This window comes from Abyssisolibacter sp. ZYX002, assembly GCF_056892235.1.
Genome location: NZ_JARMXH010000007.1, coordinates 21,193 through 38,481, shown reverse-complemented (window position 1 = coordinate 38,481; position 17,289 = coordinate 21,193). Strand labels below are relative to the sequence as shown.

Below are 17,289 nucleotides of genomic sequence, written 5' to 3'. Positions count from 1 at the left end.
ATGTAATAGTTTTGTAATGGATTTAATTGATACTCTAGTATATAATTTATTAGGGACAGTTATTAGACAGCTCTTATATTACATTTGCATTACAAGGGTTGTTATATTATTGACTGTTAAAAAACACGATGCTATAATTAAGTTTAGAATGTAAGATTGTACGATTTTGCATTCCTAGCTTAAAAAAGCTAAGCTGGTTATGAGGGAGTTACGGCTTAGTTACATATAGCTAACTCTTTCAAAAAAATGAATACAATTATAAGGAGGAGATTTCTAAATGAAGAAAGTATTATCATTAGTACTTGCTTTATCACTAGTATTAGGATTGTTCAGCATGGCATTTGCTGCAACTCCAAGTGACATAGTTGGTACTGAATATCAGAGCGCTATCGAAAGATTGATGGCATTCGGCGTTGTTACAGGTTTTAAAGATGGAACAATTAAACCTGAAGAAGAAATTACAAGAGAGCAGTTCGCTGCGATGGTAGTTAGAGCAATGGGGATGGAGGGACTTGCTAAGATGCAAGCAGGTCAAACTAAATTCACAGACGTTCCAGCTACAAGTTGGGCAACTGGATATATCAATATTGGATCAGGTATGTTAATCAATGGTTACGGAGACGGAACTTTTGGTTACGGAAAGAATATTTCTTATGCAGAAGCTATAACACTTATAGTTAGAGCATTAGGATATACTGATAAAGGTTTAGGCGGAACATGGCCAAACAATTACCTTTTCAAAGCAAGCCACTTAGGAATTACTAAGAATATCAAAATAACTGACACTAAACTTAAAGCAACAAGAGGTAATGTGTTCATGTTATTAAACGCTGCTTTAGAAAAGAATTCAGTTCAAATGGGTTCTAATGGCTTATATGCAGAGAAGGAAAACACTTCAATGCTTGATAAAATGAATGCTAAGAGCTTCAAAGGTAAAGTAACAAATATCAACACTAGCAAGAAGAGAATGCAAGTAGGAAAAGAAAAAGTTTATGTAGCTGCTGGCTTCGATTTTGAAGAAGTTCAAGGCTTAAACATAAAAGTTTGGGTAGATAATAACAACAAAATTTTAGCATATTCTTTAATAGATGAGCCTATGTACGATGCTATTACAAAATTATCTGATGGACGTATTAAGCTTGTAAATGATGGTTCAAAATATAAAGTAAATAAAGATGCAGATGTTTATATTGATGGCGTAGACAAAGATGGAAAAGTTGCTACAGTTGATTACGCTAAGATTGTATTAAACGACGATGACGAAGTAATATTCTTCGATGGTCATAACTTCAATAGCTTAGTAGTAGAAAAAGTTAACGAAGATAAAGAGATTGCTTATAGCTATGGTGATGAGCTTAAATTAGAAGATTATTCTATAGTTAAAGACAATAAGAAAATTGATATAGAAGATATTGAAGATGGAGATATCTTACTATACAACAAGAGCGATAAGTTTGCTATGGTTTATAACAACTCTGTAACTGGTGAAGTAACTAGAGTATACACTGATAAGTTTACTGTAGATGGAAAGACTTATAATATAACTGGTCAATACAAAGACAGTGACACATCAATGAATGATTTAGATAATAGTGCTTTAGCTTCTATGAAAGCAGAAAAAAAGGATGTAAAAGTTTATTTAACTCCAGGTGGAAGAGTAGTATTCGTTGATGGAGATTTAGGTGAAGATACAACAGTTAAGAATTATGCTTTAGTAAAAGCTAATTCAGTTGATCTTGGAAAAGGAAGAGATGGAGACGAATATTCATTTGACGTAATTAACGCAGATGGTAAAAAAGTAAATGATGAAGTTTCTTACAATTTCATAAACCACCTGAACTCAAATAATGAATATGATCGTGTAGTAGGCCTTACAGAAAAAGGAACTACAGATGATGCAAAAAAAGCTCGTATCGAAGAGTTTAAGAATAAGTGTAAAAAAGCTAATTACCAATTAGTTAAGTTAACAAAAGATGAAGATGGTGACTTAACTAAGATTGAATTCTTAGCTACAAGTCCTGTAACAGATTTAAAACACGATGCAACTTATGCTGCAGGATCAAGATTAAAAGATTCTTCAGTTGTATTTGATACAACTGACTCAAGTAAATACAAATCATCTACTTGGGGAGAAGCTAATGATGACTTTGACAAAGTTAAAACAGGAGCTATCTATGAGGCATCAGGAAGGGTAGCTGTAGTTATCATTAACAAAACAGACCAAAGTGAAAATAAAGATATCTACACTGGTTTAATAACATCAGTTGAGCAATATAGAAATGAAGCTAAATGGGATGTAACATTAGAAATTAATGGAAACAAGAAGACATTTGTAACTGATAAGAATAAAATAACAACAGATACTGACTTAGTAAAAAATACTATAGTTGAACTTGAAGTTAGAAAAGATACAGATGTTATTATGAATGTTAACAAATTTGTGGGTACAACTAGACTTGTATCAAATGCTACAGTGAGTGACTTAAATACTTCTCGTAGATTATTCAAGAACAATGGCGGAGCTACTTACGAAATGGATAGTAGAGAAGCTGTAGTTTACGAAAATAATCAAGCAATCAATTTCTCTGACTTAAACAATGGAGATAGAGTTGATATTTATTTAAGACCAGAGAAGAATTCTAGATTTGCACTTTACCTTGTAAGAACTTATAAGAATGATGGAACAGTTAACCCTCCAACAGCAGGGGTTGGTGAAGTAACATTTAAAAGTGATACTCAAATGGTGCTTAAAGGTAGTAGTACGATTTACAGAGTAAACGAAAATACAGTTGTGAAAGACAAAGCCGGAAATACTATAGGATTTAACTTTGCGGTAATATCAAAAGGTGATGATGTTAAAGTAGAAGGTAATGTATACACAATAACACTTACTAAAGTAGAAAAAGATTTAGCTGAAACAGCTAAAAAGCTTGCAGAAGCTAAAGCTGCAGCAGCAGTGGCACAAACTGCTTATAAAGCAGCAGGTGGAGCAGAAACTGATGCAGTATATGTAGCAGTAAATAACGCAGTAGCATCAGATGTAATAGCTAATATTAAAACAGCAACAGATAATTTAAAAGCAGCAACAGCAGCTTTAGAAGCTGGTAATACAATGTTAGCAGCAGAATTAGCTAAAGTTCCAGCCAAATTAGTATTAGCTAATGGTACAACAGTAGCAACAGCAGCGATTAAAACAGCAATAGAAGCTAAAGTTGACCTTAACAAGGTTACAGTTACAGTGCCAGCAGCAGCAGAAGCTAATGGTAAGTGGAAAGTAACATTAAATTCAAAAGCAACATCTAAAACAGTTAATAAAGAAATTATTGCAACAAATCAACATACCGAAACACTAGAAGCAGCTAAAGCTAAAGTACCAGCAACTTTAAATCCAGTTGAAGGTACAGATGCAAATGTAAAGGATATGGTTGTTGCAGCAATAAGCGATACTAATGTAACAGTATCCGTTAACGATGTTACTGGTAATTCCGCAATAACAGCAACAACTGGAGTTGTTACGTATGGTTCAGCTTCTGTAACAGGAGATGTTGTATTCGAATTAACTGTAGGTGGAATAAGCCAAACTGTAACAGTATCTGTTGTAGTACCAAAAGCAGTAACAGCAGCGGAACTAGAAAAAGTACCAGCAGGTATTAAGTTACCAGCAGGAACAGACATGACTGGAGACAATAGTGCTTTAGTTAAAGCGGCAGTAGAAGGATCAGTAGACTTAAATAAAGTTACAATAACTGTAACAAAGGTTGGAGATGACACTTATAATGTTAAGTTAATTTCAAAAGCTGGTTCTGTAGCATCGAATAAAAATATCAATGTAACTCTTGAGAGTTAATAAAACAAAATTGAGAACTAATACTTCTTGATAGTTAAAGAACCCCAAGTGGATAATTCCAAAGGGGTTCTTTTTTTAGCCCCATCTGAGGCAGGTCTGATTGGTTTACTGTATTCTTAAGGGACGGTCCCTTTTGATTAATAGATACCGCTACTGGTCTTGTGATTAATTTTTTATTCTAAACAACTACTAACAAGCCTACCGAATCATATAAGAAAAAAACCGATTGAAAACTGAACACAATATTGATATATTTAAAGTTAAGTGGAGTGGTGGGTATACTTAGAGTAGCGAGGCGCCTTAGTTAGATAGAATATTATTATATAATAGTAAGGAAAAAAATAAAGATAATAATAAAATGTTGTATTAGAGTTAATAGCATAATAGATAATCATGTACATTTGTTAATAAAAGTAGATGATATTAGTGTAGTAATAAAAAAAATAAACACTATGTATTATAATTCTAAATTTAATAGGGTAGGATATGTATTTCAAAATAGATATAAAAGTGAGTATTTATTGAATTTAATTAGATATATCCACAACAATCCTGTAAAGGCTAAAATGGTAGGTAAAGGAATATAAATGGAGTAGCTATAAAGATTATATAAAGGAATCTATTGACTTAGTTGATACAGAACTGATTAAAAGCATGTTTTCAATCAATGAGGGTGTTTTTCTAGTTGATGAATACACTAAATATCATGATATCTCAGATGATAATGAATATCTAGAGGATGAAGATGATAGGAAATGCTCAGAAAATAACGGTTGGAGTATTATAAATAATTATATAGAACAACATAATACTGATAAGATCACTGATGATATGAAAAGAGATATAATAGTTAAACTTTTGAAGCATACTAAACTCTCACAAAGAAAGATAGCACAATTGATGGAGGTTAGTAGAAGATTTGTTAGAAATGTTGTTGAAGACATTTAAATAATTGTGAATAAGTTTAACTAAAAAAAACAGTACTCTGGATTAATTAGTTCCCTTGGAGTACTGTTTTAAATTTATAATGTTTCTTTGAAGCTACAATATACTACATTTGAAATATTTAGTAATAATATGATATTCGATATAATGTATGATTTGTAATATTGTCTATAGATAGTTTCAGTGTAGTTAATATGTAGCTGTATAAGTTATTTAATGACTAACATTAATGCGTGGATGAAGAGTGGTTCCCCATATAGCAACTTTTATTTCTTTTGTAAGAGGTATATTAACCTCATCTACTACAGTTCTCCACCATTCCCAAGCGAGACCAGTGCATTCTCTCGCCTTAACTTTTATATTTTTTGCATTAGGGGGTAAGTTAATAACTGTTGAATAGTGCGCCGTTCTATTTTTACCATTACCATCCCATTCTTTATGCGTTAATAGTTCGTTTCCTTTATCGTCATATGATGCCTCATCCCAAGATACGTAAAACTCAGCTACATATGCACCACTATGGTCAAGTGTTATCTTACCAGTTTCATATTCAGTTACTTTAGTTTCGATATAATCAGTAGAGCTATGAACTGCAGCAAGTGAGTTATCTTTTAAAAAGCTAGTAGTATATGATATAGGATAACCTGGATTTTTCAAGCTGAAGCAAGCATTATCTTTTATAACTCTTCTAATTTCTTGAAAATCAGTTGTGATTATATTGTTATGCTCTTGAGCGTCTCCTCCTAAAACAACTACTGAAAATGAACTGTTTTCTATTATATCTTCTAGTTCAGTTCCTGCTTCTATCTTTTGACCTTTGATAAGTGCTTTGAAAGCTGTTTCTACCTTATCACTTTGTGAGTTTGTTTTTAGTACTACGTAAATCGTTCTTCCATAAGCTACATTACTTACTAGTACGGGTGGAGTATCATTACTTACACCTTTATAAGTTAGCTCATCAAAAGTTACATTGTCATCAAACAAATCTGATGGCTTAGTTGGTAATTCAGCACTAACAGTGTAGAAAATTTGTTTATATGATGCTACCATATATTTTTGCTCACATTTGGATATAGCTTCAAAATCAATTCCTAGCAGTTGATCTACTATATTTATGTCAACGTTTAAACCCATTTTTAACTGGTTTTTACTATAAACCATCGTTTCGTTATATTGAGTTCTTGCTGGCACAGTATGAGTTTCAGAATTTTCATCACTCCATTTATCAATAATTTCATTGAGAGCTGAATTAACATCAGTATAGGTAGGGTTATCTACAATGATTTTGCTGTCAGTACCTAGTCCTGGCAAATCAATAGATAATGTCATAGGCTTTCTTTTTACTAATAGTGGTGTAGGTCTATTTTTTATATAAGCTTCATCTGCCAATAAAATAGATCCTGGATAGACACGGTCGATTATAGAATCTACTACAGATACATCTACAGGAGAAGTTCCTAGAGATCTTTTTTTATGTTCTAATACTATGAACTTTCCGTCAGATTCATAGGCTTCCTTTGGGACAATACTTTCAATACGGTCTCCTTGATTCTCTAAAATTTCATATTTATTGTAATTGAGAGAACCTATACCCTGATCAATACTATTAATAGTATAGTCAGCAGAGGGCTGAGCAAATGTTTGAATAGGTTGAATTGCAAAAAAGATTAGTATAATTAAAGCTAAGATGATTTTTCTAAATTTTGAAAACGTTGTCATATGCAAAAAGTACCTCCTATTTAATTTTAAGTCCTATATCGAATTCGACAAATTATTACATTTTCATAATATACTATATTTTGGCTATATGCAAGTGGTGATATTTGGGCTAAATGGCTTAAGTTTGGTAAAAAGAGTACTGTTACTTATGAATTACAATGAGACTTTATATTAATTTGGTTTAAAGGTATTCAGAATTGAAAAACATAAGCAGTTATTATATATTAAAAATAAAAAGAGAGTTATTAAAGACGATTAAAGATTAAAAAAATAATCAAAATGTTAATATATTGTGGATAAATAGCCACCAATACTAATAGAATTGTGCATAAGTTTTAGTCAATGAGAATCAAATTAAAAAAATAGGAGGAATTTACGTGAAAAAACTTTGTAAATCTATTATAATAGTATTTGTAGTAGTTATGATGCTTAGTCTAACATTTGCAAAAAGTATTTACATGTCACTGGATGAAGCTGTGAGATTTGCTTTGGAACATAGTAAAGATATAGAGATAGCAAATCTCAGCATTGAAAAAGCAGAGGTATTACATAGAGAAACAAAAAAAAGAGTTAGAGAGTTCAAAGAAAATGAGGAGCATATTAGATACAATAACATGCAGGTTTTCTTAATGAGCAAAGGAGTAACTAAATTACAAGATGATGTAAGGCTCAAGGCTACTAAAATGAATAAGCAAATAAGAATTGACGAGATTACTTATAACGCAAGTAAAGCATACTATGATGTAATGAATACAAAGAAGCAGCTAGAAATAGCAGATGATAGTAGGAAGCTTGCAAAAGAACAGCATGAACAAAGTCAAAGAATGTACGAGTTAGGGATGATTTCAAAACAACAATTGTTAGATATGGAGATGAATTTGTCGAACTCAGAGTCTGCATATGCTAGTGCCAAAATGGTACATGATATACAGTTGCTAAGATTTAGAGATATTAATAGGGCTAGATTTTGAAGATAATATCATGTTAGACATTAGTATTGATATAACTAAAGTAAAATATGAACTTAATAAAGTTATAAACTTAGCACTAAAAAACAATGCTTTGATATACATGCTGAAAAAAGGGTATGAGATAGAGATATTGACACTAGATGCTATTAATATAAAGTACCCAGAAATTTCATTAAGATATAAAGAACAGCTTGTACATGTGAAAAGAGCAGAAAAAAAGTTAGAGGCAGCAACAAAAAATGTAGAAATGTCAGTTAGGTCACGTATATAAGAATGCTAACAGCTGAAAAACAAACACCAGTTTGTAAGCTAGCTGTTAAAAAAAGCAGAGTTAGCATATAAACTGGCAAAGCTCAGCTATGAAATAGGACAAGGAAAATTAAGTGAGGTGAAAGTAGCAAGTATTGAATTAGAACAAGCAAAACTGAATCTATCAAAAGAGATGTACAATTACAATATAGCAATATTAGATTTCAAATATTGCTTAGGTTTAGGAAAAGTTCAATTAGTGACAGGTATATAATAGAAACACAGTTGAATCTATGTTAAAAATCTATTACAATGCAGGAGATAACATAGTTATAAAGAATATAGTTAAGTAGTGATTAAAAGAAGGAGGTTTTATACTGATGAAGATGAGAAGAAGCAAGTGTTTAATTTTATTAGTAGTAGCAGTTTTAGCAATACAAACAACAGCTTTTGCTGAGACATTTACAGATGTTCCAGATTGGGCAAAAACATATGTAGAGAAAATGAACAAGGCAGGTATTATTAAAGGATATGATGGTGGTATTTTCAAACCAAATGGAGAAGTGACAAGAGAGCAAGCTATGGTAATGATAGGCAGAATGCTTAAAATAGATAGCCAAAAGAAATCTGAATTAGCTAAACAATATGAAGCATTTATGAATGAAATAGGAGTGGCAACATGGGCAAGAAAAGGAGTAGCGGTTTGTCTGAACTCAGGTATAGTTACTCAGGATGTACTAAGAAGTAAGTTTTATACAAACAAAGTGCCACAGCTAGCACAAAGAGATGAGTTATGTATTTATATAACTAGAGCTATGGGGTTAGAAGACGAAGCAAAGAGTAAGGCACTAATAAACTTACCATTTATAGATTCAGAGCTTATGCCGTTAAAGACGCAAGCATATGTACAAGTTATGATAGAGAAGGGTATAGTTAGTAAGACTGGAGATGCCAAAGGAAAATTCAATCCTAAGTCTACAGTTACAAGAGCTGTAATGGCTAAGATGTCATCGATAGCCTATGATTATATTAATTCAAACAATGTTAAGCCAACTACACCAAATAAAGATGTAAAGACAGTTACTATAAATGGTCGTGTTACAAATATGATGATGGGTAGCAATGAAGCATACATAACAATAGATGGGTTAGATAATGATAAAGTTGTTTATATAGGAAACGATGATACAGATATTTATATAGACAATAAAATAAGTGAGTTTTCGGATATAAAGGAAGGGTTAGATGTTGTAGCCAAAGTAACAAAGGATAAGAAAATAATTGAAATAAAAGGAGCCTCAACTTCTAAAGAATATAAAGGTACTATAGTAAGTAGATTACTTACAAATCCTGTTTCGATTAAGTTAGAATGGAAAGAAGGAAGCAGGAAGCATAGTGAAGTATTTAAGGTATCAGAGAATGCTAAAGTAGTACTAGATGGCAATGATGCATTTATATATCAAGTTGACAACGGAGACATCGCAACACTTGATGTCAGAAATAACATGGTAGTAGGTGTAAAAGCTGAAAGTAAAAACAGAACAGTGACAGGTACAATAAAAAATCTTGAGTTTAGTCCTAAGCCAGTTCTTACAATAGAGACAAAGAACGGTGTAAAACTAACATATGATGTTGCAAACAATGTTTATATTAAGAGAAATAAAAAATCAGCGGAAATTACCGATTTAAAAGTGGGTGATGATGTAGAACTTGATATAGAATACAATGTTGTAGAAGATATACATGCTACATCTGTAAAGACAGATACAGAGGGAAGAATAGAAGAGATTATTATAGGTAAGAACAATAAGATAACGATTATAAACAATAAGAATGAAAAAGTTCAATATCAGCTTGCTAATAATGTTGATATTGAGATAGATAATAAAGACGATAAGACAATATACGATTTGAGATTAGGTTACTTTATGGAGATTGAGATAGAGAGTGATGAAATAACCGAAATTGATGCTAGATCAACTAGTGCAAATACAAGGCATGAAGGAACTATAACATATGTTGATGATGATGCAGATGTTATAATAATTTCTGTATATGATGTTGTAAAGAAAGAAACTAAATCTGTGAGAATAGATGTAACAAACAGAACAAGATATATCAATGAATCAGGAAGTTCAACATCATTAAGATATCTACAAGAAAATGATAAGATTTTAGTAATAGGAGAAGCAAACGGAGGAATATTCAAGGCTAAGACAGTTATAATAGAGAGATAGATTGAGTAAAGGGTTGTTCGTTGAGAACAACCTTTTTTAATAGAGTTCAATTTTTTTCTACTTTTAAACCAATTTTTTTGATCAAATCATATATTACAAACAAATTATAAATATGAAAGACTTATATCATTTTATTTACAAATTAATGGCAGATATATGATAGTAGTATTACCTATGATATAATAACTCTAAAATAATATAAGCAAGGAGGAAGAAATATGACACATTTATTTGCAAAGTTAAATCCATTTGCAATAAGTATTATTGCAATTATTATGATAATTTTGATTATTGCAGTAGTAGCGAGTATAAGAATTAAAGGTAAGTATAGAAAGATAGGTAAAGAATTAAAGAAGATAAAAGAAGGTAATGAATCAAGTGATGTTTTGCTAAATAGAATAATTAATGATTATAAACAATCAGCTAGTAGAAATATTGAACAAGTGAATACACAAGCTATAATTGAAAAGAATTTTTCTGCTAGTCTTGCGAAGACATATTTTGCAGAGAGATTTGTAAAAACTTCAATATCATTAATGATAATTTTAGGTTTATTAGGTACATTTTACGGACTTACGTTATCAATAGGAAGATTAGTAGAACTTCTTACAGATGGTTCAAACATTGACATGCTAAGCTCAACAGATTCAGTAGTATCAGGGCTACTTAATTCAGTGAAAGGTATGTCTGTAGCATTTGTTACTTCATTATTTGGTATTGGATCAGCTATAATAATGACTATACTTAAAATTGGATTTGATGTAGAAGGCGAAAAGGTTGCAATGATGGTAGATGTAGAAGAATATCTAGACAACGTAGTAGCTAAAGACTACCTTGAGACAAAAGAGAGTAGGCTTAGCATAATATCAGATAATCTTACAAAGACTTTTATAGATTTAAGCAAAAATATAGAAAACAGCTTCGAACACATGTTAAAAACATACAGTGAAAATTCAGCAAACACAACAAAGTCTATCGAAAATGCATCACTGTCTCTTTATAAAACAACAGAAAAATTTGACCAAGCATTAGGTAAATTTGTAGAGAATACTAGAGACTTTGGAGAATTCAACTATAATTTAAGGACTAACATAGAGAGAATGAATGTAGCTTTTGCGAATTTTACAGAGGATGTTAGAGTAAGCATAACAAACCTTTCGCAGTGCAAAGATGTATATAAGCAAATAGCAGTTTCATTAGATAAAATAGAAAAGAAATAGAACAACAACAATGATGAAGAGGAAGGAGGCTGTTATGTGAAAGCTAGAAATAGAAGATTTTTAAAGCATGATGAGGAACAAAACTTTTGGCCGTCTTTTACAGATATGATATCGACGATTGCTTTAATACTGTTTTTTCTTATGATTTTAGCGTACATACAAAACATCATATCAGGTAAGCAGTTAGAGGCTTCTAATGCAGAGATTAGCAAAAATCAAAAACAATTAAGGCTTCTAGAAGATAAAATAGATAAAGCAAGAGCAGAAGTTAGAGAAGGTGAAATTGCACTAAAGCTATCAGAAGATGAAGTTGAAGAACAAAAAGAGATAATAGCAGAGAGCAACAAGGAGCTAGGTAATTTAAGGTCAAAACTTCAAGGTATTGCATTCTTAAGAGTAGGAGTACTAAAAAAGGTAAAAACATCAGTTGAAAAAGAGCTTGGAACTACAAATGATAAGGGAGAAAGATTAGTTAGTATAGCTGATAATGGTAACATAGTAATAAACGAAGGATTAGTATTTGATTATAATTCTTCAAAAGTAAAAAAAGAAGGAAAAGAGCTTCTAGATAATCTTGCAAAAGCATTTGAAAACGTACTTAAAGACGCTGATACTAGAGGAAACATAGATGCTATAAGTATACAAGGGCATACAGATACGGAAGGTACAGCTCAGTATAACATGGATTTATCAGCTAAGAGGGCAACATCAGTGCTAAACTATATGATGGGTTCAAATAAAGCTTTAGAGCAGAGATATGGAAAATACTTCGTTGCAAGTGCTTACTCGGAGTTTAGACCGATAAAAAATGGTTCAAGTAAATCAGATCATGCAAAAAATAGAAGAATAGAGATTTCAATAATATTAAAGGATTCAAATATACAAAATGTAATATCTGATTACTTAGAAGAATCAATGGAAGTATTCAAAAATATAAAAGATAAAAAAGAAGACTAAAATTAAAAAAACAAGTTAGATTTATTAGCTAACTTGTTTTTTAATTTACTTTGCCATATTCATTAATTGTTGTACAATTGAATATATGTTACCAGTAATAACATTAGCAATATCATTATCAAGAGTTATTAACCATTTTCCATCTTTTTTAATTAAGTTGATTGTTACATCATTATGTAATGTTTCGATGTCATCCTCTAATTTCTTTTTCATAGCGTCTAAAAATTCTTTAGCCATTGCTTCTTCATCTGGAGCCTCTTTACCCATGCTCTTTAATAATAATTCTTGCATAGCTTCTTGAAATGCCTTACCAACGTTTGGATAATCAACACCTACGTTTACAGTTGCTTTATCACCATCGATTTTCTCATCTTTGATGTCAACTTTAACATTTCCCATAGCTTTAATTAATAAATCAGCAGTAGCTTTGTTTTGATCATCTTTACCAAGTCCTAAGTTATCTTCACCACCGAGGTTATAATCTTTAGCATTGTCAACAACTTTGTCTAAGTCGTTGTATTTACCTTCTTTAACTAAATCAAAGAAAGAAGTAACAGTTCCTTTAGGTGAATCTGTCTTAGTTCCAGAGCTACAGCCACATAGAACTATAAATAAAACACATAGAATACTTAATAATTTAATTTTTTTCATAGCATTCCCTCCTTTACCGTATATATTATATAGTATCGTGGGATTATAAGCAATAAAAAAAATGGATATAATCCTATAGTATTAGAAATGATTTCTTGAAAAAGATATAAGATAGAGGCAAAGTATAAAGATAATAAGTTTGAATCTGAGGAGGAAGACAATGTTTAAACACATTAAAATAATATTGATGATACTATCAGTAATATTTATTACAAGCTGTAGTCATAAAGAGAATAAAGAAGTTTTAGAGAAAAAGTATATACCCGTAGAAACTAGTTTTTCTAAAAAAATTACAATATCAAATCAAATAACAGTTAACGGTAAAGTATATCCTTGCAAAGAGGTCATGATATTGCCTAAAACTGTTGGTAAGGTAGTAAAAATCAACGTAAGAGTAGGAGATAATATTAAAAAGGGAGATATATTGTTTGAACAAGATAAATCAGATATCAAGAAACAGGTCACTAAGGCAAAGACAGCTCTAAACACTGCTTCGACAAACCTAAGCAAAGCTACTGAACAGGTAGAAAATGCAAAACAAACACTCAAGAGATCAAAAGAATTATATGAAGAAGGAGCATTATCAAAGTCACAATACGAGCAAACAGAACTATTAGCTTCAGATAATAATATAAAGACAGTTCAGGCATCAGTAGATCAAGCAAGAGTAGTTTATGAACAAGCGCTTGATACTCTTAAAAATGTAACAGTGAAAGCACCTATAGATGGAAAAATTGCAGGTATAAATGTAGAGGTAGGTGAGTATGCTACAACTGCTCAACCAGCCATGACTATAGTAGATGATAAATCTGTATTTGTTCAAATAGATGTAACCGAGGATATAGTTAATCAGATGTATAAAGATAAAGAAACACTGTTAACTATAAAAGCAGCTTCAATAAAAAATTTTAAGGCAAAGATATTTTCAATAAGCCCTGCTCCAGATAAACGTACACAACTTTACCCAGTCAAGATACAATTAGACAATAAAGAATCTAAAATGAGAGTAGGAATGTTTGTATCAGTAATGCTTAATATAGATGTAAAAGAAGGCGTTATAGCTGTTCCTAGTGAAGTAGTAGTAAAAGAATCTGACAGAGATGTTGTTTATACGGTAGTAGATAACAAAGCAAAGTTAAATGAAGTAGAGCTAGGGTTAGACAATGGAGTTAATGTAGAAATCAAATCAGGACTAAAAATTGATGAGCAAATAATAGTAAAAGGTCAAAACTTTGTGCAAGATGGTTCTATCATAAAGGTTGTAAGAGGTGATGAGTGATGAATATATACAAATTCGCTGTAAAAAGACCTGTTACAGTGGTAATGATTATATTAATAGCTGTGCTTTTGGGTGTAGTATCACTAACAAAATTGCCGATTGATTTGTTACCAGAGATACAGGTACCTATTACTGTAGTTGTTACTAATTATACGGGAGTAGGACCACAAGAAATAGAAAAACTTATAACAAAACCAATAGAAGAATCACTAATGACGATGAACAACATAAAACAGGTCACATCTATATCTAACGAAGGGATGTCTATAGTAATAGCAGAGCTCGACTTTGGAGTTGACATGGATTTTCTAACGCTAGAAATGAGGGAAAAAATAGATCAAATTAAAAGTTTCTTGCCAGAGGATTCTGACGAACCGATGGTCATGAAAATAGACCCGAATGCAATGGCAATCATGCAGGTTTCACTATATGGGAGCAAAGATCTTACATATTTACAGCGATTTGCTCATGAAGTAATAAAACCAAGACTTGAAAGGATAGAGGGCGTTGCATCAGTAAATATTACAGGAGGAAATACTAAACAAGTAGAGGTAGTACTAGATAAATCTAAAATAGAAGGGTATGGGTTATCGCAAGATTATATAGCAGGCATTATATCTGCTTCAAACTTTAATTTGCCTGGAGGAGAGGTTAAAAAAGGAAGCAAAAAGCTAATAGTTAGAACTATAGGAGAATTCACAGATATAAATGATATTAGAGACTTACCTGTGCCATTAAAAACGGGTGGAGTTGTCAATCTTAAAGAGCTTGCAGATGTTGATTTTGCAAATAAACACATATCAACTATAAGTAGAATGAACTCTACTAGGAGTATAAATCTATTTTTGCAGAAGCAGTCAGGCACAAATACAGTAAGTGTAGCAAATGAAATTAATGATGAGTTATCAAATATTAAAAGTGAATACAAAAATATAAAATTAGAGGCAGTAATAGACCAATCTAAATACATAAAAAAATCCATAAATGAAGTAGTAAAAGATGCTATATTTGGAGCACTATTAGCAATAATCATATTGTACATTTTTTTGAAAAATCTAAGAACGACATTTATTATAGGTACATCTATACCTATATCAATAATAGTTACGTTTGTTTTGTTGTATGCAAGTGATATAACCCTGAACCTTATGACATTGGGAGGTCTGGCATTAGGTGTTGGAATGTTAGTAGATAATGCCATAGTTGTATTAGAGAATATCTATAGATTTAGGCAGGAGGGCTTTTCAAGAGTAGAGTCAGCAATAAAGGGAGCAAAGGAAGTGGGTATGGCTGTAACTGCATCAACACTTACAACGATAGCAGTATTTTTACCTATAGTGTATGTTGAAGGGATAACTTCTACGATATTTAAAGAATTGGCTCTTACCATAACATTATCATTAGTAGCATCATTAGGTGTTTCATTGACATTAATACCTATGCTGTCATCAAAAATATTGAAAGTAAGCAAAAAAGAAGATCATGACTACAGTGAGTATTTCAAATTTAATGCCATGATTTATAGAGGATTTGATAGAATTTATGAATTCGTGGTTGTTAGGTACAAAAGAATATTAAAATATTGTTTAGATCATAGAAAAGCATCTATAGCACTGACATTAATATTATTTGTTGTATCTATGTCTTCTTTACTGACAGTTGGAAGGGAGTTTTTTCCCGAATTTGATGAAGGGCAATTTAATATTCAGGTTACAATGCCAACTGGTTCCCAATTAGAAGAAACTACCGAAATTGTAACCAAAATTGAAAAAATACTTTCTAATGTCGAAGATTTAGAAGTTGTATATTCAACAGTTGGTTCAAATAGTAATGTGGGTTTTGGAACACAGTCAGAAAATATAGCTACAATAACAGTTTTAGCGAAAGATTTAGATGATAGAGATAGAGCTACAAGTGATATAGCTAATGAAGTTAGAAATCGAGTAAAAGATATAGCAGGAGTAGATATAGAAGTAAAAGTATCATCTATGGTGATGTCAGGTGGAGCGAGTGGTCCTTTTAGTCAAACTCCAATAAGCCTAAGTATAAAAGGTGATGATATAGACACTCTAAAAAACATAGGAGATGATATTAAAGATATTATAAACAATATAGAAGGAGCAGTAGAGGTAACAAGTGATATGGCAGAAGGAGTACCTGAGATTCAAATAGTGATAGATAAATTAAGTGCATCAAGCTATGGACTTTCTTCTGCACAGATAGCCAATGCTATTAAATCAGCTACAAATGGTAAGATAGCTACAAGGTATAAGCATGAAGGGGATGAAATAGATGTTATAGTAAAAGGTAGTGATGACTATACTAGAAGTACATCGCAGCTAAAATATTTAAACATACAAACACAAGTAGGAATGAATATACCACTTGGACTGGTTGCAAAGATAAAGGAAGAAAGAGGCCCTGTATCAATTAGAAGAGAGGGGCAAGCAAGAGTAGTAAAAGTAACTGGCTCTGTTGTAGGTAGAGATGTTGGAAGTGTAGGAGAAGATATACGAAAGAAATTGCAAAGTTATAAAATGCCAGATGGATATGATTACGAGATAGAAGGTCAAAACAAGGAATTAGTAGAAGCGTTTGAAGACCTTGGATTAGCGCTCGTTATGGCAGTACTACTAGTATACATGATACTAGCCTCGCAGTTTGAATCACTATTACATCCTTTTGTTATAATGCTGTCAGTTCCATTGGCATATGCAGGGGGAGCGCTTGGGTTGTTTATAACTAGAAGATCACTGAGCGTACCTTCTATAATTGGTTTTATCATATTGACAGGTATAGTAGTTAATGATTCTATCGTACTTATTAGTTATATAAACACTAGGAGAAATGATGGCGAGAATAGAAGAAACGCCATATTAAACGCAGGACCTATAAGACTAAGACCTATATTAATGACTACATTTACAACTGTTTTAGGCTTAGTTCCTATAGCCATAGGTATTGGAGAAGGCTCAGAGGCATTAGCTCCATTAGGAGCGGTAGTTATAGGTGGTATGCTACTTTCTACATTTTTAATACTGGTATTCATACCAGTAGTTTATACAATATTTGATGATTTAAGTTTATATATTAAGAGAAAAATTAAAAGAGTATAGAAAAGTTTAACTTTATTTTGAATACGCAAAAAAAGTGACTATTAGCTAACTAGTTTCTTTGGCTATGTTGTCACTTTTTTAAAATTAAACTTAACTTA

Annotated in this window: 12 protein-coding genes; 10 read left to right on the top strand and 2 right to left on the bottom strand. The window is 31.6% G+C overall.

Annotated features, from left to right (window positions below; translation table 11 throughout):
- Positions 1 to 277: 277 nt before the first annotated feature.
- Positions 278 to 3,847, top strand: coding sequence for an S-layer homology domain-containing protein (locus P3X86_RS16955; protein WP_483293917.1), 3,570 nt, complete (start codon positions 278 to 280; stop codon positions 3,845 to 3,847).
- 654 nt (positions 3,848 to 4,501) lie between these two features.
- On the top strand, positions 4,502 to 4,795 hold the full coding sequence (locus P3X86_RS16950) for a hypothetical protein (RefSeq protein ID WP_483293916.1): 294 nt from the start codon (positions 4,502 to 4,504) through the stop codon (positions 4,793 to 4,795).
- A gap of 210 nt (positions 4,796 to 5,005) precedes the next feature.
- Here the strand turns inward: P3X86_RS16950 and P3X86_RS16945 are convergent, their stop codons facing one another.
- Positions 5,006 to 6,511 carry a thiol-activated cytolysin family protein gene (locus tag P3X86_RS16945; RefSeq protein WP_483294043.1) on the bottom strand — a complete coding sequence of 502 codons (1,506 nt, stop codon included), beginning with the start codon at positions 6,509 to 6,511 and terminating at the stop codon, positions 5,006 to 5,008.
- A 377-nt stretch (positions 6,512 to 6,888) separates the two neighbouring features.
- Between P3X86_RS16945 and P3X86_RS16940 the strand changes: the two genes are divergently transcribed.
- From P3X86_RS16940 to P3X86_RS16915, 6 genes are all read left to right on the top strand, one after another.
- Positions 6,889 to 7,482 (top strand): TolC family protein, encoded by a 594-nt coding sequence (locus P3X86_RS16940; protein WP_483293915.1) that lies wholly within the window; start codon positions 6,889 to 6,891, stop codon positions 7,480 to 7,482.
- 10 nt (positions 7,483 to 7,492) lie between these two features.
- The gene (locus tag P3X86_RS16935) at positions 7,493 to 7,753 is read left to right on the top strand and encodes a hypothetical protein (RefSeq protein ID WP_483293914.1); all 261 of its coding nucleotides are present in this window, start codon (positions 7,493 to 7,495) and stop codon (positions 7,751 to 7,753) included.
- Positions 7,754 to 7,870: 117 nt separating this feature from the next.
- On the top strand, positions 7,871 to 8,005 hold the full coding sequence (locus P3X86_RS16930; RefSeq protein ID WP_483293913.1) for a hypothetical protein: 135 nt from the start codon (positions 7,871 to 7,873) through the stop codon (positions 8,003 to 8,005).
- A 106-nt stretch (positions 8,006 to 8,111) separates the two neighbouring features.
- Complete coding sequence (locus tag P3X86_RS16925; RefSeq protein ID WP_483293912.1) at positions 8,112 to 9,968, top strand: S-layer homology domain-containing protein; 1,857 nt, start codon at positions 8,112 to 8,114, stop codon at positions 9,966 to 9,968.
- A gap of 218 nt (positions 9,969 to 10,186) precedes the next feature.
- The gene (locus tag P3X86_RS16920; protein ID WP_483293911.1) at positions 10,187 to 11,188 is read left to right on the top strand and encodes a MotA/TolQ/ExbB proton channel family protein; all 1,002 of its coding nucleotides are present in this window, start codon (positions 10,187 to 10,189) and stop codon (positions 11,186 to 11,188) included.
- A 36-nt stretch (positions 11,189 to 11,224) separates the two neighbouring features.
- Positions 11,225 to 12,145, top strand: a complete 921-nt coding sequence (locus tag P3X86_RS16915; protein WP_483293910.1) for an OmpA family protein — start codon at positions 11,225 to 11,227, stop codon at positions 12,143 to 12,145.
- Positions 12,146 to 12,190: 45 nt separating this feature from the next.
- On the opposite strand, the gene P3X86_RS16910 is transcribed toward P3X86_RS16915, so the two are convergent.
- Positions 12,191 to 12,796, bottom strand: a complete 606-nt coding sequence (locus P3X86_RS16910) for a hypothetical protein (RefSeq protein ID WP_483293909.1) — start codon at positions 12,794 to 12,796, stop codon at positions 12,191 to 12,193.
- A 160-nt stretch (positions 12,797 to 12,956) separates the two neighbouring features.
- Here P3X86_RS16910 and P3X86_RS16905 point away from each other — a divergent pair, with 160 nt between their 5' ends.
- Together P3X86_RS16905 and P3X86_RS16900 are read left to right on the top strand one after the other, a co-directional pair.
- A complete protein-coding gene (locus tag P3X86_RS16905; protein WP_483293908.1) occupies positions 12,957 to 14,075 on the top strand; it encodes an efflux RND transporter periplasmic adaptor subunit in 1,119 nt (372 codons plus the stop codon).
- Positions 14,075 to 17,191 (top strand): efflux RND transporter permease subunit, encoded by a 3,117-nt coding sequence (locus P3X86_RS16900; RefSeq protein WP_483293907.1) that lies wholly within the window; start codon positions 14,075 to 14,077, stop codon positions 17,189 to 17,191. The genes P3X86_RS16905 and P3X86_RS16900 overlap by 1 nt, the downstream gene beginning before the upstream one ends.
- Positions 17,192 to 17,289 lie beyond the last annotated feature (98 nt).